The organism is Thermoflexibacter ruber, assembly GCF_900113045.1.
Classification (GTDB): Bacteria; Bacteroidota; Bacteroidia; order Cytophagales; family Thermoflexibacteraceae; genus Thermoflexibacter; species Thermoflexibacter ruber.
The window spans coordinates 1-24,229 of sequence record NZ_FONY01000005.1 but is presented as its reverse complement, the minus strand read 5'-3'; the positions used below and the strand labels follow the sequence as shown (position 1 = coordinate 24,229).

Genomic DNA, 24,229 nt, shown 5'->3' with positions numbered 1-24,229 from the left:
AAAAGTTTAAAATTTTTGGTTAGAAAATTTCCTTGCTTTCCTCTTAGTTACAAAATTAAAATTTATAAGAGGAAAGCCAATGGAGAAATACCTTACATACCTGACGGAAGATTTCGCCGCAGATGAGTCTTTTCAGCGATGGGTTTTCAAAGAAAGTAAAGACGCAGACATATTTTGGGAAAATTTTTTAGAAAAATACCCTGAAAAACAAACCCAAATTGAGGAAGCTACTGCTTTATTGCGTTCACTTTTACCCAATAAGAATGCTGAGAAATATGCTCAAGAAACCCAAGAGGCGATTGCAAGGCTGCAGATGAGCCTTCGCAAACAAAAGCAACCTATACTTACAATTACAAGAAATACCGAAAAACGCAAAGTCTTTGCCTTATCCTCGCAAGCGAGAAGAATAGCGGCGGGATTACTTGTATTATTTACGCTGAGTGCCTTAGCTTATTTCTTCATTTCCAATTATTTAGGAAATGTAACCTATCAGACTGCTTACGGAGAAACGCAAAGCATTACCCTGCCAGATGGCTCAAAAGTTACGCTAAACAGTAATTCTACTTTGACCTTTGCTAAAAATTGGGAACAGGGAAAAAGTAGAGAGGTTTGGCTTAATGGAGAAGCTTTTTTCGAAGTAGAGAAACAAGCAAATGAGGTAAACAAGGGTTTGGTAAAGTTTACGGTTCACTCTGCCAATGTGGACGTAGAGGTAGTAGGAACGCAATTTAACGTATGGAATCGCCAGAATCAAGTAGCAGTTGTTCTCAACGAGGGAAAAGTAAAACTCAATATCAAAGGAGAGAACAAGCCAACGCAAACCGTAGAAATGCTCCCTAATGAAATCGTAGAAGTGTTTGCTGATAAGCAAACCTTCACTAAGAAAAAAGTGAAAACCGAACTTTATACTTCTTGGAAAGCTCAGGAGTTTGTTTTTGAGAATACCCCTCTTGCGGAGATTGCTCTGAAGATAGAGGAAGTTTATGGCTTAAAGGTCAGGTTCCAAGATAAGAAAATGGCGAAAGAAACCTTAACAGGGGTTATTCCTTGCAAGAACGAAACCCTATTTTTTGAAGTGCTATCTACCGCTTTGGATATAAAAATAGAAAAAAGGGACAAAGAAGTTATTTTTTCTCGGAAAAGATAGCTGTTGAAGTCCTTTTTCTGACTATCACATGATTTTTTAATTATAAACTAAACAGTGTGTAAATATGAAAACGAAATTACTTTACAAAACCAATTGGAGATTTTATTATTTTATCACGGCGTTTGCACTCCTATTGCAGACGAGTTTGCAAGCACAAACCTTGGCACGTCGCCAAGATGACCTTTCTCTCCGCTATCAAGTAGGAGATTTGAAAAAAGAAAACGTACAAAGTCTGAAAAATGTACTTAAAAATTTAGAAAGCAAGTACAATGTTCGCTTTGTTTATGCAGGGACGGTAAAAGCAGATAAACTTACTGTAACGACTATTCCGCAAAGCGATAAAATAGAGCAAGTATTAGAAAACCTGCTTGTGCCTTTGGGCTTGCGTTATCAACAGATGGAAAGCCAACTCTTTATTATTACGCCCGAAAAACCCAAAGAGAACATAAAGGAAATTCCTAATACAGCCTCTTCGGTTTTTACTCCTTTGGAAATAAGCACCTTGCCTTTGCTAAATGCAGGTATAAAGAGGGAGTTATTGAGAATAGAAAAACGTATTACGGGTACAGTAACGTCAGCGGAAGACAATAGCCCTATTCCCGGAGTAAACATTGTTGCCAAAGGAACAAATGTAGGTACTATTACTGATTCCGAAGGTAAATATTCCCTCTCTGTACCTGATAACACGACTACTTTGGTTTTCTCTTATGTGGGTTTTGCTACTCAAGAGGTAGAAATTGGAAATCGCACTACTATTGATGTCAAAATGGCTTTAGATGTGAAAACCTTGCAGGATATAGTAGTCATTGGGTATGGGGAACGAGATAAAAAGGATTTGACGGGAGCAGTATCTGTGGTTGGGGCAGAAGATATAGCTAAAAGTGTAGCGATGCAGCCAGAGTTATCTATGCAAGGGAGAATGGCAGGGGTGTTTGTATCTACACCCGGCGGCAACCCTAATGCACGTCCACAAGTGCGTATTCGTGGAGTAAGTACCTTTGGCTATGCAGAACCCTTGTATGTAGTTGATGGAATTCCTCTTACTGAGTTTGGTGATGGCGTAAGCGGTGGCTTAATAGGAGATATTCGCGGCAATGTGAACGTACTAAACTTGATAAATCCTAACGATATTGAATCTATTTCTGTATTGAAAGATGCTTCTGCTGCCGCTATCTACGGAGTTCGTGCTTCCAATGGAGTAATTTTAATCACTACAAAGCGAGGAAAATCAGGCAGACCTAAAGTAGAATTTAACGCTTCTCGTGGGGTGCAGAATATTCCAAAGAAATTTGATATGCTTGATGTGAACCAATATACTCGCCTATATCAAGAGGCTTATGCCAATAACCCTGATGAAGCTAAGAACCTTCCGCCAGAGTTTAACCCTCAAAGTCCAGCATTTTTAGGCAATAGACCTACAGTAGATTGGCAGACACCACTTATCCAAAGAAATGCCATCACAGAAGACTATAGTGCCAAAGTATATGGAGGCAATGATGCGACGACTTACTATGTATCTGCTGGTTATGGAAGAACCCAAAGCACCTTAGTTCAGAACGACATGGAGCGTTATTCTTTTGCAACCAATGTGAAAAGCAATATTTCTAAAATATTTGAAGTAGGAGCTACCTACCGCTTAGGTTACATTAATGCTTTAGACAATACGCGTACCGATTTAGGATATGTGTCAAGAACTTCGCCTTGGCAGCAAATTTTTGACCCTACTCACCCCACAGGTTTCGCTCCCTCCATTAGCGCAAGGTTTAGACCTAATCCTGAGTTAGGGCAAAATACACAAAGACCTTTGTTCTTACTCCCTATTCCTGCCCAAGTCTTTGATGGTGACCCTACACTACTTTGGGGTGTAGAAACGAACAATAATGTTTTCGCTCAACAAGCACTCAATGATACCCGCTATAATATGTTGAGGAATATGGGAACAGCCTATTTGCAAATGGAGCCTGTAAAAGGATTGAAATTTAGAGGTACATTCAGTGCTGACTGGTATTACAATAAAAGAAACGATTGGAATGACTTTAACAATTATTTGTTCTCGCAAACGCCAGGCAATCCCTACTCTGGTAATGACGGTACATCAAAAGGAGGATATGGAGAAAGACATACAAGAAATACTAATTTTGTGAAAGAGTTTAGTGTTTCTTACAACAAATCTTTTGGAGACCATAGCTTTGATGTGATTTTGAATGCCATGGACCAAGAATATAAGTATGACTTTTTGCAGGCTTCTTCTGGACAGATACCATTTTCTGACCCTCTGTTCAGAAACATCAATAACCTTCCTCCTTTCTCTAATGCAGGCTCTTTCCGCAACATCAATAGGCTACAAGGTTACATGGGTAGAGTTAGCTACAAATATGCCGACAAATACTATGCAGATGTTACTGTACGTAGGGACGGAAGCTCTCGCTTTGCACCAGGGTACAAGTGGGGTACTTTCCCTTCCTTTGCTTTGGCATGGAGAATTAGCCGAGAAGACTTTATGAAAGACCTGACTTTCATCAATGACTTAAAACTAAGAGGGGGTTGGGGGCAGTTAGGAAATCAAGAAACGGCTTCATTTGCTTTCTTGTCCAGTGTTTCCACTACGCCTGACTATGCTACAGGCTCTGGGGCTGGTAATGCAGTAGGAAATTTGCGATTTGGGGTAAGATTGCCTGATTTTCCTGTAGTAGATTTATCTTGGGAGGTGGCAAGCACCACCAATGTAGGGTTTGACGGTGTTTTCTTAAATAATAAGATTACAGCAACCGTTGAATATTACAGTAGATTGACCTCAGGTATCTTGCAAGGCTCACAACTTCCTGCAAGCGTAGGAAATGAAAATCAACCTATTCTTAATATTGCTTCTGTAAGAAATAGCGGGGTAGAGTTACAATTAGGATACAATGGAAAAATTGGTGAAGATTTTACCTTTAACATAGGTGGTAACTTAACTACGGTAAGGAACAGAACTATTAGCGTATTTAGAGACCAGCCCTTTGGTGGTGAAGGCGGAAGGATAGAAGTAGGCTATCCACTGTTTTTCTTATGGGGGTATAAAGTAGGGGGTATCTTCCAAAGCCAAGAAGAAATTAATGCTTGGACAGCAACGAAGCGTGATGCCAATAACGGAAATAACTTTAAGCCTGGTGATATGTACTTCGAGGATGTGCGTAGCGCACCCACCGAACCCGGGAAAACATACAGCGATGAGCCAGACAATGTGGTAAATGCTTTTGATAGAACTTATATAGGAAAAACCATAGCTGGTTATTTCTATGGTATCAATCTAAGTGCAAATTGGAAAAATTTTGATTTGTCTATATTCTTCCAAGGTATTGGCGATGTGCAGAAAATCAATGGAGAACGTTGGGGAGGAGAAAGCATGAGCAGCACGGGAGTAAACCAATGGACTACAGTGTTGAACCGTTGGACTCCGCAAAATCCTTCTACCACTATGCCAAGAGCAGTACGCAACGACCCCGCAGGAAATAACAGATTCTCAAGTCGTTGGGTAGAAAATGCAGGATTTATGCGATTAAAGAACTTCCAATTGGGGTATAGCTTACCCAGAAGTCTAATGAGTAAAACAGGAGTAATAGACAGATGTAGGGTATTTATTAGTGGAACAAACGTATTTACCTTTACCAGATGGACAGGTCCGGACCCAGAAAATGATATACTACCACCTGCACGAACATTTATGCTTGGTTTATCTGCAACATTTTAATTATACAAATTATTTCTTAGGAGTTTGGAATGTTGTTATGCTAATTCCAGATTCCTACTACAAGATTTTAAAAATAAAAACGTATGAAAAATTACAGAATCACTCTCTTTTTGGTTTTTGTGCTTTCTTTTGGCGTTTATACTGCCTGCAATGAAAGCCGTTTGGACTTGCAACCTCTCAATCCTACAGAGGCTTCCTTCTTTACGGAAGAAATTGATTTTGACCGCACTTCTTTGGGCGTTTATGCCAAACTTACGGACTTTTACTGGTTTAATAATAACAATCCTATTCATGGCTTTTGGCAACTACCCGGGGACGATATTACTACCACAGGAACAGATGCCTATGAAGTATTTTTTAACTTGCAACCTGCTGAGGGAAGGTTAAATACTTTCTACAGGGTAGCTTATCAAATAGTAAATAGAGCCAATACTTTATTGGACAAAATCAATACAGTAAAAGATGGAGTATATAGAACACCAGGATTGAAAGAAATACATCGCGGCGAAGCCTTGTTTTTAAGAGGTTATGCTTTCTTTTTGTTGTTTAACTACTATGGTACTTCGCCTGTCATCACTGAGCGTGTCCAATCTACTGACAAAACTACTAACCCAAGTTCCAAAGATACAGAACTCTTAGACCAAGCCATCAAAGATTTTACAGAGGCAGCTAACTTACTTCCTGACCGTTGGGACGTTGCAAATAGAGGACGTGTTACCAAAAACTCAGCTAATGGATTTTTAGGAAAAGCCTTAGTATTCAGAGGCTCTTACAAGAAATCAACAGCTGATTTTACTGCTGCGGTTGCTGCTTTCAATAAGATTTCAGGTTTGTCATTGGTGGCAAACTTTGGGGACAACTTTGCCTTTGACAAAGAAAACAATGAAGAGTCCTTATTTGAATTTCAAGCCAGCCAGCCTTCTTTTGACAATGTATGGCTTTCCAATGACTTTGATAATAATGTGGGTTCTACCTCGGCGTATTGGGGCTATTATGAAAACCATTGGAGTTTGTTTGGACAACCCTACCATTATTCTACGCAAAAATTGAGAAATGCTTTTGAAACAGACGACCCGCGTAGGGCAATTACTCTACAAGGCAATGACATTAGAAAATATGTAGCACGTAACCAATACTCTCAGTCTGGGGTAGCTTCAGTAAACAATCCGCGTATTTTACGCTATGCTGATGTGCTTTTGCTCAAAGCAGAGGCAATTTTGGAGTCTGGAGGCTCTACGGCTGAAGCTATTGGTTTAATCAACCAAGTACGCACCAGAGCGAGAAATATGAACCCTTCTGGCACCGTCCCTGCCAATAGGAATACAGGCGAAGCAGACCGAAATAGAATTATGCAATGGATTATGGACGAGCGATTTATAGAGTTAGCAGGGGAAGAAGGGCATCGTTGGCTTGACTTGAAGCGTTGGCACGCCGCAGGAAAAATCAATTTAGCAAATTGGGACTTTAGCTCTGCTCGGGCTGATGCCAGATTTGATGTAAGCAAAAATTTGCTTTACCCTATTCCATTGAACGAAATAGACTTAAATCCTAATGTAAAGCAGAATCCAGGCTATTAATTCTTTCATCTCTAATCATATCTACGTTAGTTTTCATTCAATTTTGTTTGTTAGATAGCAGTTATCTTTATTAGGTAACTGTTATTCTTTTACAAATCCCCTAACTGAGGTCTAATAATAATTTCCTCTACTACTGAGGAAGCTGACATCGCATAAGCAGTAAAGATAGCCTCTGCCACATCTTCAGGCTTTACCAATCGCTCAGGACTGACTTGGTTCTCGTCCCAACTGGAAGTAAGCGTTGCACCCGGAAGTACAGCTGTAACTTTGATACCATATTCTTTAAGCTCTTCGCGAAAGAGTTTGGTCATGCCATACAAGGCAAACTTAGACACGCTATAACTACCCCCGTTAGGAAAAATTTTAATGCTTGCCACAGAGCAAACATTAAAAATATGTCCTTGCTGTCTTTCTATCATGCTTTCTACCAAACCACGTGTAAGGTGATAGGCACTATATACATTGGTGCGCATCATGGATTCTAAGATGCCTTCGTCTTCTGTATGCAACTGACCAGCTATATAAAACCCTGTATTATTGATGATTGCGTCTATAGGTTCGTCAAAACTGCGAAGATAATTGACAAACATATCTATGTCGCGTCTTTCTGACATATCTACTTCTAAGTAGTGCAGATTGACATTGTATTTGGTTTCTATTTCGCTATGTAGTGCTATAAGTTGGCTTTTAGTGCGTGAGCAAGTTGCCACATTGATACCCTGAGAAGCAAACTTCTCTACGATAGCCTTACCTATTCCTTTGGTACCTCCTGTAACTACAATCATGGTATATTTGTATGATTTAGATTTGTTATTGTAAATTTGTGAAAAAAATCAGTAAATCCAAAAGTTTAAACAATAATCTATCTTGGAAACAGTAAATACTCCTCAACCCAAAAAACAGAAAACACTACTATTTATCACTGTGGCTTTTGTTGCTTTGGTGGCATACTTTACTATTGACATCATGTTACAGACCAATCCCCCTTGGAAAAGAAAAAAGCTTATTCCCGTAGATTCAACTCAAAACAACAACCCTATTGATTCTCTTTATCTTGCTGATTTCAAAGATTCTATCGTTTATTCTTATCGTGTAAGTAAAAATGAAGTCTTGAGTAAAATTGCAGAAAAATTTAATATGAGTATAGACTCAATAAAAGTACTCAATCAACTTGACGACGATAAAATTATTGAAAACCAAAAATTGAAAGTGCGTATTAGAGCATTGCATAGAGTAAAACAAGGCGAAACTATAGAAAAAATAGCTAAGCAATATGGATTACAAAGCCTGCAAGTCATTGAAGCGAACAAAATCAAGAATCCTAAACAACTTTGGGCTGACCAAGTAATTGTGATTCCTATTCCACGTAAAAATTAATTTTATTTAAATTTCTATAAAACCTAATCAAAAAACTATCATGGACATCATTCCTGCCATAGACATCATCAATGGGAAGTGTGTAAGACTCTCACAAGGAGATTTTAACCAACAAAAACAATACAATGAAAATCCACTGGAAGTAGCTCAGCAGTTTGAGAGTGCGGGCTTAAGACGCTTACACTTAGTTGATTTAGACGGCGCAAGGCAAAAAAAAATAGTCAATCATAAAGTTTTAGAAAATATTGCGAAAAATACTAAACTAAAAATTGATTTTGGAGGGGGGGTGCAGTCAGATGACGACATCAAATTGGCTTTTGATAGTGGAGCGGCTCAGGTTACAGGGGGAAGCATTGCTATACGCCAGCCTGCCTTGTTTGAAAAGTGGTTACAACTATATGGAGCTGAGCGTATTATCTTAGGGGCAGATGTCAAAGAAGACAAAATAGCGATAAGTGGCTGGCAGGAAACCTCAGACATCACTGTTACTTCATTTATTAAAGGGTATTTGCAAAAAGGAGTAAAATATGTTATTTGCACAGATGTAAGCAAAGACGGCATGTTAGCAGGCACTTCTATAGAACTTTACAAACACCTTAGACAAAACCTACCTCATGCTTCTTTGATAGCAAGCGGGGGAGTAAGTAACTTGCAAGACCTCATAGACCTCAAAAATATAGGCATGAAAGGAGCGATAGTAGGCAAAGCCCTTTATGAAAATAAAATTAATTTGGAAGAATTAAAAATATTGATTAATTAGTACCCAAATTAGCTTATTCCTATCTACAAATATGAAAAAAACACTTTATCTATTCGTTCCATTTTTTTTCACTTGCTTCATTTGCTATTCCCAGTCTGCCCAAACGCTTTGGTATAAACAAGCAGCACAGTATTTTGAGGAAACTTTGGTCTTAGGCAATGGAAAAATGGGGGCTTCGGTTTTCGGTGGTGTGGCTTCTGACAAAATCTTCCTAAATGACATCACGCTTTGGTCTGGCGAACCTGTCAATCCTAACATGAATCCAGAGGCATACAAAAACGTTCCTGCCATTAGGGAGGCACTTAGAAATGAGGATTACAAATTAGCTGACGAACTCAATAAAAAGCTACAAGGTAAGTTCTCAGAATCTTACGCCCCACTTGGGACTATGTTTATAGATTTTAAACATGAAGGCAACGCCAGCAATTATTATCGGGAACTCAATTTGGGAGAGGCAATTTCAAAAGTAAATTACCAGGTAAATGGCGTTCAGTTTGCTCGTGAATACTTCATTTCTTATCCCGACCAAATCATGCTTATTAGGCTCACAAGTAGCAAAAAAGGCACATTAAATTTTGAGGTGAAGTTTAATAGCTTGCTTAGAAATAAAGTTATTGTAACTGATAAAATCTTGAAAGCTAAGGGCTACGCTCCTATCAAAGCCGAACCCAATTATAGAGGAAATATACCCAATGCCGTAGTTTTCGAAGAAGGTAGAGGTACTCGATTTACTACCTTAATCAAAATCCAACCTACAGACGGTGCAATCGTTAGCACTGATAGCACTTTGGGACTCAAAGACGGAACGGAAGCACTCGTTTTTATTTCTATCGCCACAAGTTTTAATGGTTTTGACAAAAATCCAGCCACCGAAGGAGTAAATGATGAGGCATTAGCAAGCGAAAAAATGGCAAAAGCTTTGAAAAAATCATTTAAACAAATCAAAAAGTCGCATCTACAAGATTATCAGCAGTTTTATAAAAGAGTGAGTTTAGATTTGGGCAGGACTGAAGCCCCTGATTTGCCTACTGACGAACGCCTCAAACGCTATGCAACAGGCAAGGAAGACAAGAATTTAGAGATATTGTACTTTCAGTATGGTCGCTATTTGTTAATTAGCAGTTCTCGTACTCTTGGCGTGCCTGCCAACCTGCAAGGAATTTGGAATCCCTACATTCGCCCTCCTTGGAGCAGTAACTACACCACTAACATCAATGCAGAAGAAAACTATTGGCTGGCTGAGAATACCAATCTTTCTGAAATGCACGCTCCATTTTTAAGTTTTATCAAAAATATAGCCCAAACAGGAAAAATTACAGCGAAAACTTTTTATGGAGTAGGCGGTTGGGCGGCTTGCCACAATTCGGATATATGGGCGATGAGCAATCCCGTAGGTGATTTTGGGAAAGGCGACCCCGTTTGGGCAAATTGGAACATGGGAGGCGCATGGCTCAGTACGCACTTGTGGGAGCATTATATTTTTACCAAAGATGAAAATTTCTTAAAAAATGAAGCCTACGACCTCATGAAAGGAGCATCACAATTCTGCTTAGAGTGGTTAGTAGAAGATAAAAATGGAAATTTGATTACCTCGCCATCAACTTCGCCTGAAAACCGCTACCGCACCCATGACGGCTACGAGGGAGCAACCTTGTATGGGGCTACTTCTGACTTGGCAATGATTAGAGAACTTTTTGACCAGACTATCAAGGCTGCCAAAATTCTGAACACAGATGCCGATTTTCGTCAAAAATTGGAGCAAGCCCTTGCTCGCCTTTATCCTTACCAAATTGGGAAAAAAGGAAACTTGCAAGAATGGTATCATGATTGGGAAGACCCCGAACCCAAACACCGCCACCAATCGCACTTATTTGGGCTTTACCCTGCTCACCATATCAACCCAGAGAAAACGCCTGAATTAGCCGCCGCTTGTCGCAAAACCTTAGAAATCAAAGGAGATGAAACCACAGGCTGGTCAAAAGGCTGGCGCATCAACCTGTGGGCAAGACTTTGGGACGGAAATCGTGCCTACAAAATGTACCGAGAATTACTCAACTACGTAGAACCTGACGGCATAAGACCGAAGTATTCAGGTGGAGGGGGAACATATCCTAATCTTTTTGATGCTCACCCTCCCTTCCAAATAGATGGCAATTTTGGAGGTGCGGCGGCAGTGGCAGAAATGTTAGTGCAATCCAGCGAAAGCGAGATTCGCTTGCTTCCTGCACTGCCAGATGCTTGGGAAAGTGGTTCAGTCAAAGGAATTTGTGCCAGAGGAGGTTTTGAGGTAAGCATGGATTGGGAAAATAGTAAACTTAAAAAAACAACAGTCTATGCTAAAAGAGACGGAACGACTACCCTCATTTATGGCAGCCAAAAAAAGACTATTGCCTTGAAAGCAGGAAAAAAAATGGAAATGGTATGGTAAGAGGCATAAGTAAGTCAGTCAATCCTATCAGCTAATTAACAGAATTAATTAGCTAATAGGATATTCCAAACTTGTAGGTATGTTTGAAAACAGCTAATTTTGTATAAAATACACTTACATTTTAAAAAACAATGATGCCTACTTTTCAAACTGACATAATTGAAGCAAGAAATTTTTTGTATCAACTTCTTGTAAGACAAGTAGATGAAAAAGCTAAAAATTGGATAGAACAGAAAATCCATCTACTTGCTAATAGTTTTTCTACCCAAAACTTCTATATTGCCTTTACCTCTGCACCGCGGTTTGTAGGAAAGCAAAATTTACATCTTAGTCCTATGGAAGAGTCAGAAGCAAACGCTATCCGCAAAGGCTTTACTCTCAAAAATTGGACAATAGACAGAACAACAAGAATACTTTTTGTATTATACTTACCGACAGAAAATGCAGAAAATCACGTATCTATCCTAAGCAAAGTATTCCAAACTGCCGAAGTAAATGAGCTGGTAGCTCTTTACGCCGCTTTGCCACTTTTACCTTTCCCAGAAAAATATATTTATCAATGCACGGAAGGCATCAGAACCAATATGGCTCCCGTGTTTGAGGCGGTAGCCCTTAATAATCCCTTCCCTGCGGAGTTTTTAGATGAAAATGCTTGGAATCAACTATTTTTAAAAGCCATTTTTACAGGGAAAAAAATCTATCAAATCCAAGGCATCAAGCAAAGAGCCAATGCGACTTTAGCCCAAATCTGCTCCGATTTTGCTCATGAGAGATGGGCAGCAGGTCGCAAAGTTACCCCCGAGCTATGGATGCCTGTGGTACATTTTATCAATGATACCATCTTAAAAGACTTAGAAAAACTCAAAGAAAGCAATGATATTTTGCAAAGACAAGCCTTAGTGTTGGTATGCTTGGAAAGCAGTCATGCGCAAGTTAAGGAATTATTGACAGGAATGGAGGATTTGAAAGAAAAAGCCTTAAAAGGAGAGTTTTCTTGGGAAAGTATTTCAGAGCAGTGGCACGAAGCAAACCAATAAAAAGAAAGAACATGCTGAGCAAAGATGTTAATTGTAGTTTTGTATCTTGTCTTACACAACCACAATTAAAAAAATCTCGTAAATAAATGGAAAAGAAATTTGAAAATATATGGCTAAACTCATAAGACAATTCCCTATCTTTCTGATTTTTAATCTTCTTGTCCTTTATTCATTTGCTCAAGTCATGCCAACTGAGCGTTCTATCCAAGCCACTTCCTATTGGTTTAATTTTAATTTTGAGTACTTTTCTAAAAATGGAAGTATGCTTTTTGCAGAAAGTAACCTCAAATACAGCACTTCGCCCTTAGTAGAAAATTTAAGTGTTGCTCCTCTATACTTAATGCAACATACTTTGGGCTACGAGTTTCGCTTTTCTAATCAATGGAACTTAGGAGTTTCAGGTAGATATGTCATGGAAAAACGCTTTGATACTTTTTTTTCCAAAATCTATTTGAATCACTCTGGAAAAATTGGTGAAGTAGAGTTTTTCAAACAATTTGGAGTAGAACAAGTTAGCTATCTATCAAAAACCCTTGAAAATCAAGGTAGATTCTCTGGTTTAGCTGGCTTAGCACATAATTTTGTCTTAGGAAATGGCAATATACTTAGACCGTCTTTGACCTACGAACTCATGACTTGGTTTGACTGGCGCAATCCTTCTGTTCCTCAAAACAAACGCCGCATAGACCAAACTCGCCTCAAGGCAGAGGTAGCGTATTTCTTGAACCCTAAGTGGAGTGTGGGCTTATTTTTTATCCATGAAACAGACTATTTTTTTGCTTTGGCACAGTTTGATAAAGATGGTAAGCAAATAAAACCCGATAGAAAACTTAACATTTTAACACCTACTATCGGGCTAAGGGTACACTTTCTCTTGAAAGCCAAAGACATAGGCGAAGAAATCAGGTTAAGATTTCTTCCTTACTAACTCATTACTTCTATGGCTTTTTTAAGCTCTTTGGCAAAAATATCTACTTCTTCTTTGGTATTATAAACGGCAAAAGAAGCTCTGGCTGTACCGCTAATGCCAAATCTACTCATCAAAGGCATGGTGCAATGATTGCCTGTACGAACCGCAATCCCATTGGCATCGAGCATCATGCCCAAGTCAAAATGATGAATGCCCTCAGCAACAAAGGAAATAACTCCTGCTTTTTCTTTAGCTGTACCTATGATTTTGATTTTAGGAATATCTTGCATCTGTTCGGTAGCATAGGTAAGCAGTTCGTATTCATGCCTTGCAATATTGTCTTTACCAACATTTTCTACAAACTCTAAAGCATATTTCAAGGCAACGGCATCTCCAATATTGGGCGTACCAGCCTCAAACTTATAAGGTAAGTCGTTGTAAGTGGTTTTTTCAAAAGTAACTTCTTTAATCATCTCTCCACCACCCAGATAGGGAGGCATTTTTTCCAAAATTGCCTTTTTGCCGTATAAAATACCAATCCCCGTTGGACCGTAAACCTTATGAGCAGAAAATACAAAAAAGTCTGCATCAAGGTCTTGCACATCTACGTTCAGGTGCGGACTTGCTTGCGCCCCGTCTATGAGGGCTACTGCCTTTGCTTTGTGCGCCAATCTGATAATTTCTTTGACAGGATTAATCGTACCTAAGGCATTAGAAATGTAAACAACAGCTACAATTTTAGTACGTTCATTGAGCATCTTTTCGTAGGCTTCCATGTCCAACTCTCCTGCATCATTGATAGGTATGACTTTTAATTTTGCTCCTTTTTCTTCGCAGAGCATCTGCCAAGGCACGATGTTAGAGTGATGCTCCATAGTGCTAATAATAATCTCATCTCCTTCATCAATAAAAGCCCGACCATAAGCATTAGCTACCAAGTTTATTCCTTCGGTTGTCCCTTTGGTGATAATTACTTCCTCCAAAGAACCTGCATTAATAAATCTGCGCGCCGCTTCCCTGCTTTCCTCGAAAGCATGGGTAGCCTTTTCTGCCAAATGATGTACGCCACGATGCACATTGGAATTGTATCCTTGATAATAGTTGGTCAAAGCCTCAATTACGTGAGCAGGTTTTTGAGAAGTAGCGGCGTTATCAAAATACACTAAGGGTTTGCCATTGACTTCTTGATGTAAAATAGGAAATTGTTTGCGAATTTGATGTATGTCTAACATATATGATGTCTTTGGAATGATTATAAATAACAAACTATTACTTAAAAGGATTTGTTCTCTTCTACATAAAAATACCCTAAGAAAAATAGCGATTGTTTCAGAAAAAGAAAACAATCGCTAAAATACATTGAAAATCAAGTATTTTTACATTTCTTTTTCCATTTCCAATACAGCTTTTTCTATAATATCACAACACTCATGCAGTTCTTCCTCTGTCATGACTAAGGGTGGAGCAAAGCGAATGATGTTACCGTGTGTAGGTTTAGCCAATAAGCCGTAATCTTTCATTTTCAAACACAGATTCCATGCGGTTTGACTGGTAGGTAAGTCATTGATAACAATAGCATTAAGCAAGCCTTTTCCACGTACTAAAACAACTAAATCAGATTTTTCTACCAACTTATTCATTCTTGTCCTGAAAATTTCACCAAGATAGGAAGCATTTTCTGCCAATTTTTCATCTTTTACTACATTCAAAGCCGCCATAGCTACCTCGCAAGCCAAAGGATTACCCCCAAAAGTAGAACCATGCTCTCCCGGACGTAGGGTCAGCATAATCTCATCATTGGCTAAGACCGCAGATACAGGCATAACTCCCCCTGAAAGTGCTTTTCCTAAAATTAAAATATCTGGCTTAACTTCCTCATAATCACAAGCGAGCAACTTTCCTGTGCGTGCAATCCCTGTTTGAACCTCATCAGCTATAAACAATACATCATTAGCCTTGCAGAGTTCGTATGCTTTTCTCAAATATCCTTCGTCTGGTACTACTACCCCCGCTTCTCCCTGAATAGGCTCTAACATGAAGCCTGCTATGTTTTTATCCTCTAAAGCTTTTTCCAAAGCACTCAAATCGTTGTAAGGAATCACCTCAAAACCTGTCATAAAAGGACCGAAATTACGCCTGCTTAATGGGTCTGTAGAGGAGGAAATCGCCGCTAAGGTTCTTCCCCAAAAGTTGCGTTCTGCAAAAATTATTTTTGCTTGGTTAGCAGGAATACCTTTTACTTCATAAGCCCATTTGCGACAAAGTTTGACCGCCGTTTCTCCACCTTCCACCCCAGTATTCATAGGTAAAACACGCTGATAGCCAAAGTATTCGCAAATGAACTGCTCATACCTGCCCAATACATCATTGTGAAAAGCACGCGAAGTTAAAGTAAGTCTTTGGGCTTGCTCAGTTAAAGCGTTGATAATGCGTGGGTGACAATGTCCTTGGTTCACAGCACTATATGCTGATAAAAAGTCAAAATATCTTTTCCCTTCTATGTCCCAAAGATAAACTCCTTTGCCTCTGGAAAGTACTACAGGTAGAGGATGATAATTGAAAGCACCATATTGATGTTCTAATGCGATTGCTTCTTGGCTTGAGGTAACTGTTTGATACATAATGTATTACTTATAAGTGTAAAAAATTTACTAAACACCTCACAAAGTTAGCATTTTTATTTGACAAACATGATTTCAGGTACTTCTTTTCACTATCATTTATTTGCAGATACTATTTTTCTCCTTCGTGCAAATTCGTGTAATTCGTGGCTTTAAAATCCTCTTGGTGCAAATTCATACTTCGCATCGCAAGCAATTTGTGGCTACAACCCTCTTTGTGCAAATTTATACTTCGTATCGAGAGCAATTCGTGGCTAAAACTTAGCTCCTACCACTGCATTTAGCTGTATCCTCTGCACATTCCCTTGCAAATCAAAGAGTTCTATAAAAATAGCATACTGCCCCACCCTTGCTTTTTGGTAGCTATCATCAGTTCCATCCCATTGGACAAAACCACTTGCCGAAATAAGCTGATTTTGGGCTAAGGTCTTGATTCTGCGTCCCTGTGCATCAAAAATGAAGATATTGGCGGTTACATTGGTGGCATTGCAAGTATAATAGATGAACAGCAAATCTTGAAAGCCGTCCCCGTCAGGCGTAAACACCTTATTTTCAAGCGTAAAGCATTCGTTTGCCAAACTGCGGGGTGCATTATCAGGTCTTGCTTGCGAGTTTTTATACGCAGGAGTACCAAAGGTAGGCGAGCCAGCTGAGTGCCAATTTTGGCGGTCATTCGTAGGGGCAGAAAAGCTAATGCGTTCCAAAGAAACACCATTTTTATCGTCTAATAACCTGAAATGAAAGTCTTTATGATAATCAAATCTATCCAACTCCTCGACTAAGTCATTGTATAAAATTGCCGTGCCGCTATCATCATTGTAAGTTGGGAAAGAGGACATTTCTAAAAACAAGCTATCAACTCCTTGTGGATATTGTGATTTGAGTTGCTTTTTATCCTTCGTCAAAGCCAAATAAGTCTTAGGTGGGAAAATATAAATCTCTCTGGAAATCACGTGATTAGTGCTTGCATTGCCCAAACGCCAATTTTGCAGATTGAGGTACTTGTCAGAAATATTGTAAATTTCTACAAAATCTACCCCATAAGTAGGGGGATTAAACAAAATTTCGTTTATCAGCACATCTCCTTTTTGCCCTTGCTCTGGCAAAACAAATTGGGCTTGCGTGCTGTTTATCAAAGCATTACCACTACAATCCCTGATGCTTCTCACAGCAATCGTATAAAGTTTGTTTCGTTCAAAATTTTGCTCAAAAGTCAAGTTTACTTGGTAAGGTAGTAAATAATCAAATTGTATTTTGCTTATTTTCAAATTATTATCTGCTTGGTATTGAGCATTTACAGCACTCAAACTGTCCAACTTTTCATTAAAAATTAAGCGAATTTGAGAGTTGTTCACAGCCTCTACCCTTAGCAAAGCAGGTGGGGTATTGTCTGATACTGTGGTGCTTACAGAGTTTGCTTTGGCAGGAGTGCCTCCATTTAGGTCTTTGCTTGCCTCCCAGTTTACACTTTCCAAACAAGGAGAAGCTAAGTCCCTCATTTCCAAGCTCCAACCACCATCTTTTTTCTCTATATCCTTGTACCAATCGCTGGAATAAGCAAGGTCAAAAACCATTTGCCCACGACTATTCCGCAAGGTCAGTCGCCCACTGTTATTGGGCAAACTCACCCAAGGCGAAAGCCCTATGACCTTTGCAGAAGGAAATCGCCTTTTAAACTCTGCAACCGCACTATTGGGAACTAAAACTGCATATTCTTTGGGAAAAAGCACTTGAAAAGGCAATTTTGTAGAGGTCGTTTGGTTAGTCAAAGCCATGCCTCCTAAACTCAATACTTTTGTAGTAGAATTGTATATTTCCAAGTATTCACTTTCTGGCAAATTGACCACAGGACTTGGGTCAGGCATAAACTCAGTAATGATAATTTCTTGAAAAGCAGGTACACTTCCTAAACCAAAAGACAAAGATAAATTAGTAAGTGTATTCCCACTGCAATCTTTTAATTCTTTGATTTGTAAGCTATACTGTACTTCTACTTGTAAAGGAGTTTCTAAAATCAAATTGATTTCTTTTTCACTCTGCACATCAATCTGCTTAATTTTCAAAGTAGGGGCAAAGTCAAAATTCTCAATTTTAGTCAAATAAAGGCTATCTATTTTTTCGCTCAACCGCAAGGTCAAAATTGTACTATTTTGTACTATCAATTCACTTACCATAGGAGGTGTAAGGTCAGGGTTAGAACCTTTGACAGAGTTTTGCAAGGCGGGTGTTCCTCCCAAAGGATTTTCCGAAGCCGTCCAATTTTCTGCCTCCCCGCAAGGATTGTTCGTATCTATCATTTCCAAAGCCCAGCCACCTTGTTTTTTTACCTCATCTCTGTACCAAGTATCGTTGTAAGTTACTGAAAATAAAATATTTCCATTCCCGTTTCTTAACTCTAATTTTTCCCCTGCATTGGTCAAAGAAGGCAAAGATGACAAACCAATGAAACGCCTGTCTGGGAAAAGTATAGCAAACTCTTTCAACACCGAATTAGCACATAACACTACGTATTCTCTTGGGCGTAAAATACCTGATAATCTGATTCTTGCGCTTTCGTCATGAAAATAGACATCAGCAAGATTTAAAACCGCCTCTGTATTATTATAAATCTCAACGTATTCTCTTTCAGGGAGTTTTACCACAGGCGTAGGGTCTGCCATGATTTCCGTTATCAGCAACTCGTGAAAATTGGGTGCTTTCCCTTTGCCAAAGGTCAAATTACTTTCTTCTATCAAATTCCCGCTACAATCTTTCACATTTTTAACACTCAACGTATAAAGCAAATTGTCCTCTATTTTCTTATCAATCGTAAATCTCACTGTTTTCTCATCAACCAACTCCAACTTTTTAATTGATAATGAATTACTTACTTGGTAATTTTCTAATTGCTTTAAAGTAAGCGTATCCATTTTTTCAGAAAAAATAACTTGCAACTGCTCGTCTGGATTTTGTATTAAACTAAGATTGCTTACTTGGGGAGGCGTAATGTCAGGATTAGAAGCAAATACAGAATTTTGTCGACTTGGTGTGCCTCCCAAAGGGTCTATAGAGGCAGTCCAATTTTCTTCTTCTCCACAAATATTGTGAATATCAATCATTTCCAAAGACCAACCACCCTGCTTTTTTACTGCGTCTTTGTACCAAGTATCTGAATAATTAACAAAATGAATAACCTCTCTATTATCTATTCTGCTGATAGTAAGCAGTTCTCCTGTATTGTTCAAACTTGGAAAACTGCTTACTCCTATCACTTTGGGTTTTGGAATGATGCGTAAAAAGCTATCAATCCGAGTATTACTGCACAAAACAGCATATTCTTGTGGTTGCAAAATTACATTAGGCAAGCGAGCAGTGCTTGTAGCATCACTCAATTGTAAACCATTCAAAGTCAGCGCGCTATTGGAATTATTGAAGATTTCCAAGTATTCTACCAAAGGCAAGCCTACTTGTGGGGTTTCATCTGCAAAAATTTCTGTGATGAGAATTTCATTTTTCAAAGGCAAGCGACCTAAACCAAAAGAAGTGCTGTAAGTCAAGTTATTATCTCCACAATCTTTTAAGCCATTGATTTTCAACTCATAAATCATATTGGCATTAATTTTCTGATGGAGATTTAAAATTACTTTTTGGCGACTTTCTATGGTAATAGTGCTGACCGATAAGCCATTGTTAATGACATAGTTTTGTAAATTTCTCAAACTACTTTCTTCTATCAACTCGCTAAAAGTTAGCACAATTTGATTATCATTTTGAATAGCAAAAGAAGTAACTTGTGGAGGAGTATTATCTTGCACTTTTCCAAGAACAGAATTAGACTTGGCAGGTGTACCTCCTTGGGGGGCAGTGCTTGCTCTCCAATTCGCAGATTCAACGCAAAAGTTTTCTGTATCAATCATTTCCAAAGACCAACCACCTTTTTTCTTCTCCTCGTCTTTGTACCAGGCATCTGTGTAGTTTATGCTGTGAATTACGTTGTTAGCACTACTATCTTTGATGATTAACTCCTCGCCCGTATTGTTCAAGGTGATAAAAGAAGTAACTCCAATCACATTTTTATCATTGAAAAGGCTTGCTTTTGTGGTACTTGTAAGCACCAAGTAGCTTTTGGGCTTGATGAAAGTATTGGGCATTTTGATTTCGGCAGTGGCATCTTTCAAAATCAGATTGCCTAACATAATCAACGAGTTAGTTCGGTTGTAAATTTCCAAATACTCCGCTTGTGGTACTCTTGGCTCAGTAGTGGGCGTAGGCAAGATTTCATTTGCCATGATTTCTGAAATCACCAAATCGTGCAATTTTGCTCTTTTCCCAATGCCAAACCCTACGACTGTGTTTAGCACATTTCCTGCACAATCTTTCACATTTTTGATTTCTAATTGATACAAAGTAGCACTATCTAAGTTATTGAAAAATTGCAAGTTTACAGCATTTTTTGCTTGAAAAATAAGATTAGAGAGGTTGATGTTGGAAACTTGATAATTGTTTTTATTCACCAAAGTCAAGCTATCCAAATTCTGAGAAAAAGTCAATTTTAGTGTTTTCAAATCTATGATTTCCAACTTGCTGATTTCGAGAGTAGTTTTATCAGGATTTTCTTTCCAAACAGAATTTTCTTTGGCAGGCGTTCCCCCCTTTTCGTCTTGGGAAGCTATCCAATTGCTTGACTCATCGCAGGTTGAGTTAGGATTAATGATTTCCAAAGACCAACCTCCTTCTTTTTTTTGATTGTCTTTGTACCAAGTATCTGAGTAGTTTACCTTATAAATCAAGTTATTATCGGGGTCTATGAGTTTGAGTTCTTCTCCTGAGTTGGTCAAACTCATGGAAGAAACCGTAACAACTTTTCCAAAAGGTTCAAAAATAGCTTTTTGACTTGCGGCGCAGAGTATAACAAACTCATTTGGAAGGATTTGCTCTTTACTTATGGGTCTTTGCACGCCGCTATCTTCCAACTTGATTCCGTTGAGTTCAAAAGGAATTTGTGAGTTGTTATACAGTTCCAAATACTCCACTTCTGGCAAGCCAACTTTGGGGGTAGGGTCTGCAAATATCTCAGAAATAATGAGTTCCCCGTATTTAGGTACAGCAGGGCGAGCAAAAAAAAAGTTTTGAGAAATAAGCACATTGCCCAATAAGTCCCTGATGCTTTGCACAGTAAGCGTATAGTTTACATTGATTTGCAAAGGGTTAGCTAATCTTAGCACTACCGTTTTAGTATCGCTACTTTTCAAACTGACGCTTGCAGGCAAGCCAATGCTATTGGAAATCGTATAGTGATTAATCGCTTCTGCGGAGTTCTTTTCTATTGGTTTTGAGAAAGTTACCTCTATTTCTGTAGGAGAATTGAACAAAACGCTAATTACTCTTGGAATACTTGTATCTAAGCTAAAAGTGTGAGTCTGGACAGGTAAGTAATTTCCGCAGTTCAAGGCAAAACCTCCCAATGTAAGTTGATAAGTAGTATTAGGGGCAAAATTTTCTGCAAAAATCAATTTGACTATGTGTTTGTCGCTTTGGTCTAAGACCGCACCCGCCGCTTTTCGCATTGGGTCATTATTTAAAAAGTACAAATTTGTATTGGCGGAAAGCACATCAGGAACGATTTGAGAAAAGATGACATCAAGCAAATTGGCAGACCTTACTACGACTTGGCTGACGAAATTTTGATACGTAAAACTCGTATTGCTCAAATCAATAATATTGCTATTTATATCTTCTATATTTTTGATTTGTAAGGTATTGCTATTTCCTAAGACCATATTTTGTGATAAGGTCAAATGCACTAAGGATAAATCTGTGGCATCAAGATTAGCTAAGGAAGGAGGAATGTTATTGATGAGATAGTTATTCTCTTCCTCTGCTAAAGCAGGGAGTACGGACTCAGAAAAATACAAATCTATCTTGTCTTTGTCCAAAACTTTGATTTTTGCCAATCGTGGTTTTATAGTATTGAAATTAGAAGAAATAGGCATGATAGTATTGTCTAACAAGTCTTTTAAATTGCTGATAGTCAGTGAAAAATCTTTGTCATTGGTCAAAGCAGTAGCAAAGTTGAGGTAGAGAATAGTAGGATTATCTACACAAATCAAGGCAGAAGTAGGCTGAGAAGGCGCAGTCATATCTGTTAAATTACTGATAGAGAAGTTGCTTGCTGTTTCTGCACTGATTTTTTCCAAAGGTTCTGAAAAGCGCAACTCTATCATTTTCAAGTTTTTCCAAACTATTAAATTAAGCAGGTTAGGTGCTTGCACATCAAAAGAAAGGCTGACATTTCTTGTTGTCATAATGTTTCCTGCCAAATCTTTGATTTGGGCAACTCTGAGGTTGTAAGTTTCTCCTTGCTGAAAAGTGTAGGGAAAAGTCAAGCGAACTTGGGAAGAACTAACAAAAGCTGTAGCAGTGGGTAAAAGCACTGAATTTGAAGGAGTTGTAAACTGATAGTTGTTAAAAACAAGAGCAGAAATAGGGTCTAAGGGTTCGGAAAAAGTCAAAATGAGTTGGTTTGTGCCTAAAAACTCTACTAAATCCAAAGTAGGTCTGCGGGTGTCGTATTGGAAAACTTGGGCGATTGGGCTAATTGTATTTCCTGCTAAGTCTTTGATATTGTTGATGTTTAAAGTCCTATTGGAGTTTTCAGGGAAGTTGGTAGAAAAAAACAAATGTACAATATTTTTCTGTATATTATCCAATAAAGCAGTCAAAAGTGGATTACCTGCAATATTGTAATTGGCTAAGGTTTGGGCAGAAGGTTGGTCTAAGTTTTCATTGAAAATCAAATCAATAGAGTTTTGGGAAATAACTTTCAATTGCACTAAAAGAGGAGGGTAAATGTCAGGGTGGACAAAGTTAAAAGTTTCGGAAATAATAGCGTTTCCAGCGTTATCTTGCACATTGGTAACGGTAAGGATATAGTTTTGCAGAATGGTCATACTATTAGCAAAAGTAAGCGTTACTTCACTGTTATCCAATGGATTGCGAACTGCAGAAGTAGGTGAGCCAATGCCTCCATTCAAAAAATAATTGGCTGCATTTTGAGCGGTAGTCAAGTTTACATTTTCAGAAAATTTAACTCGTATCTGATTCAAATTCAATACAGTAACTCCTGTAATAGCTGGGGGAGAAGTATCAGGTACGAAAGTAAAGTTTTGCGTTTGAGGGGTAGCCAAAGGAATTGCAAAATTGCATAAATCTTTGACGTTAATCACTGACAGTGTTTGCATTATGTTGTCAGGAAAGGGAGTAGCAAAGGTCAATTTTACTTTTTTGAAATTACTAACATTTCTCTCTGCTAAGTTGGGATTTTTGGCTGTATTTCCGTTGAGGTAATAGTTAGTGGGGGTTTGGGCAGAGATTTGTTCTACTTCTTCACTAAAAGTCAGTTCAAGATTCTGATTGTCAATAACTTCTAAATTAGTAATAATAGGGTGGGGAGGAGTCAGAGGAATGATACTTCCAAAAACTTTTACGTTATCAATTCGCCAAGTTCCTCCTGCGGCTTCGGAGGCATAACCATAAATTCGGAAGGTAGTATTGGCTGTAATTCTTGTAAAGCACACTAAATTAATAGTTTGAGTGCGAGTAAGGTCATCATCAGGGACATTGAAAACTGCCAAGTCCGTTGCATAAGCATCTTTGCTTGACCTGACTGCTAAGGTGCGAATCCCTGTCAGGCTACGGCGTTCATCAAACTCTATCCGATTGATAATGAGTTGAAAACTTGTATTAGGCTGAATACTAAAAGTAAAATAATCATTTAAATCTATTCCCATAGTAGAAAATGCACTTGCGGAAAAAGTATTTGCTGAGGCAGAGGCAGTCAAACCTGAGCCTCTACTCATATTACTTGCTGTTCCACTGGTAGGCTGATTATCAGGTGGGAAAGTAACTTCATTGCCCGCTGCCCCTGTAAAGGAATAAGTAACGAGTTGGGCGTGAGAGAGATAGGGAAAAAGTAATAAAATACATAACAAGATATATTTTGCAAATAAGCGTATTTGTCTAAGACAATAGGAGGTGCTTCTGAAGATAGGTTTCATAAGATTGTTGCTATAATGAGTTAATACTATTGTGAAACTTAGCACAAAATAGTAAAAATATTTGAGTTTTAGAGTTCATATTTCCCCAAAAGTTTATTTTATAAGTAGCTTAATAGTAAAATTCCTCTGATATGTATTTGAATATCAGAGGAATGATTTTATTAGGTAAAGTAAATCTTATAATTTTATCACTTTTATTATCTTATAGCATTTTTCCGTCTGCACTTCTAAGAAATACACTCCTTCCGAAAGTTTAGGTACAGAGATTTCCTGTTTACCACTGATGCCTACCCATTCCTCTTTTTCCTCTATGGTCTGCCCCAAACTGTTATACAGCCTTATCCTTGCCTTCCCAGAGATAAAATCTTGAAATTCAATAGTAAACTGCTCATTAAACGGATTAGGATACACCTTTATCTCGGGACTTATGAGAGGGGCTGTAATAGCCTCTTTCCATGCTACACTGCTTTCTTCTACTCTTGCTGTACTTGAGGTAGGTTCTTGGATAATCTCAATCGCTGCCACCGAAGGTCTATCTGCCGAAGGGATAAAACTCATGTTGAGCGTACCATCGCTGACATTGACGGTAGTTTCTCTGACGATAGC

Annotated in this window: 13 protein-coding genes; 8 read left to right on the top strand and 5 right to left on the bottom strand. The window is 38.5% G+C overall.

Features of this window, described 5'->3' with window-relative positions; genetic code table 11:
* The first annotated feature begins 79 nt into the window (after positions 1-79).
* From BM141_RS03815 to BM141_RS03805, 3 genes are all read left to right on the top strand, one after another.
* A complete protein-coding gene (locus BM141_RS03815; protein ID WP_091540319.1) occupies positions 80-1,147 on the top strand; it encodes a FecR family protein in 1,068 nt (355 codons plus the stop codon).
* A gap of 64 nt (positions 1,148-1,211) precedes the next feature.
* Entirely contained in the window at positions 1,212-4,877 is a 3,666-nt protein-coding gene (locus BM141_RS03810; protein ID WP_091540316.1) for a SusC/RagA family TonB-linked outer membrane protein, read from the top strand.
* Positions 4,878-4,960: 83 nt separating this feature from the next.
* Complete coding sequence (locus BM141_RS03805; RefSeq protein ID WP_091540312.1) at positions 4,961-6,454, top strand: RagB/SusD family nutrient uptake outer membrane protein; 1,494 nt, start codon at positions 4,961-4,963, stop codon at positions 6,452-6,454.
* A gap of 89 nt (positions 6,455-6,543) precedes the next feature.
* On the opposite strand, the gene BM141_RS03800 is transcribed toward BM141_RS03805, so the two are convergent.
* Positions 6,544-7,239, bottom strand: coding sequence for an SDR family oxidoreductase (locus BM141_RS03800; RefSeq protein ID WP_091540309.1), 696 nt, complete (start codon positions 7,237-7,239; stop codon positions 6,544-6,546).
* Between the two features lie 82 nt (positions 7,240-7,321).
* Here BM141_RS03800 and BM141_RS03795 point away from each other — a divergent pair, with 82 nt between their 5' ends.
* The 5 genes from BM141_RS03795 to BM141_RS03775 all read left to right on the top strand — a co-directional run bounded on the left by BM141_RS03795 (position 7,322) and on the right by BM141_RS03775 (position 12,984).
* Positions 7,322-7,831: a LysM peptidoglycan-binding domain-containing protein gene (locus BM141_RS03795; RefSeq protein ID WP_091540307.1), complete on the top strand. Its 510-nt coding sequence runs from the start codon at positions 7,322-7,324 to the stop codon at positions 7,829-7,831.
* A 40-nt stretch (positions 7,832-7,871) separates the two neighbouring features.
* A complete protein-coding gene (gene hisA, locus BM141_RS03790; protein ID WP_177217253.1) occupies positions 7,872-8,591 on the top strand; it encodes a 1-(5-phosphoribosyl)-5-[(5-phosphoribosylamino)methylideneamino]imidazole-4-carboxamide isomerase in 720 nt (239 codons plus the stop codon).
* Between the two features lie 31 nt (positions 8,592-8,622).
* Positions 8,623-11,019: a glycoside hydrolase family 95 protein gene (locus tag BM141_RS03785; protein WP_091540300.1), complete on the top strand. Its 2,397-nt coding sequence runs from the start codon at positions 8,623-8,625 to the stop codon at positions 11,017-11,019.
* A 131-nt stretch (positions 11,020-11,150) separates the two neighbouring features.
* Complete coding sequence (locus tag BM141_RS03780) at positions 11,151-12,056, top strand: EboA domain-containing protein (RefSeq protein ID WP_091540297.1); 906 nt, start codon at positions 11,151-11,153, stop codon at positions 12,054-12,056.
* A 109-nt stretch (positions 12,057-12,165) separates the two neighbouring features.
* Entirely contained in the window at positions 12,166-12,984 is an 819-nt protein-coding gene (locus BM141_RS03775) for a hypothetical protein (RefSeq protein WP_143090790.1), read from the top strand.
* On the opposite strand, the gene BM141_RS03770 is transcribed toward BM141_RS03775, so the two are convergent.
* From BM141_RS03770 to BM141_RS03755, 4 genes are all read right to left on the bottom strand, one after another.
* Positions 12,981-14,198, bottom strand: a complete 1,218-nt coding sequence (locus BM141_RS03770; protein WP_091540291.1) for a cysteine desulfurase — start codon at positions 14,196-14,198, stop codon at positions 12,981-12,983. The two genes, BM141_RS03775 and BM141_RS03770, sit on opposite strands and share 4 nt — an antisense overlap.
* Positions 14,199-14,342: 144 nt before the next feature.
* Complete coding sequence (rocD, locus tag BM141_RS03765; RefSeq protein ID WP_091540288.1) at positions 14,343-15,587, bottom strand: ornithine--oxo-acid transaminase; 1,245 nt, start codon at positions 15,585-15,587, stop codon at positions 14,343-14,345.
* 254 nt (positions 15,588-15,841) lie between these two features.
* On the bottom strand, positions 15,842-23,623 hold the full coding sequence (locus BM141_RS03760; protein ID WP_091540286.1) for a lamin tail domain-containing protein: 7,782 nt from the start codon (positions 23,621-23,623) through the stop codon (positions 15,842-15,844).
* Between the two features lie 177 nt (positions 23,624-23,800).
* Positions 23,801-24,229, bottom strand: a 429-nt coding sequence (locus BM141_RS03755; protein ID WP_143090789.1) for a T9SS type A sorting domain-containing protein, incomplete at its 5' end; no start/stop codon positions are given.

Bases quoted from the DNA above. Each gene is read 5' to 3' on its own strand.
- BM141_RS03800 (WP_091540309.1), bottom strand. From the start codon at position 7,239: ATGATTGTAGTTACAGGAGGTACCAAAGGAATAGGTAAGGCTATCGTA.
- BM141_RS03770 (WP_091540291.1), bottom strand. From the start codon at position 14,198: ATGTTAGACATACATCAAATTCGCAAACAATTTCCTATTTTACATCAA.
- BM141_RS03760 (WP_091540286.1), bottom strand. From the start codon at position 23,623: ATGAAACCTATCTTCAGAAGCACCTCCTATTGTCTTAGACAAATACGC.
- hisA (WP_177217253.1), top strand. From the start codon at position 7,872: ATGGACATCATTCCTGCCATAGACATCATCAATGGGAAGTGTGTAAGA.
- BM141_RS03810 (WP_091540316.1), top strand. From the start codon at position 1,212: ATGAAAACGAAATTACTTTACAAAACCAATTGGAGATTTTATTATTTT.
- BM141_RS03805 (WP_091540312.1), top strand. From the start codon at position 4,961: ATGAAAAATTACAGAATCACTCTCTTTTTGGTTTTTGTGCTTTCTTTT.
- BM141_RS03775 (WP_143090790.1), top strand. From the start codon at position 12,166: ATGGCTAAACTCATAAGACAATTCCCTATCTTTCTGATTTTTAATCTT.
- BM141_RS03780 (WP_091540297.1), top strand. From the start codon at position 11,151: ATGATGCCTACTTTTCAAACTGACATAATTGAAGCAAGAAATTTTTTG.
- BM141_RS03785 (WP_091540300.1), top strand. From the start codon at position 8,623: ATGAAAAAAACACTTTATCTATTCGTTCCATTTTTTTTCACTTGCTTC.
- rocD (WP_091540288.1), bottom strand. From the start codon at position 15,587: ATGTATCAAACAGTTACCTCAAGCCAAGAAGCAATCGCATTAGAACAT.
- BM141_RS03815 (WP_091540319.1), top strand. From the start codon at position 80: ATGGAGAAATACCTTACATACCTGACGGAAGATTTCGCCGCAGATGAG.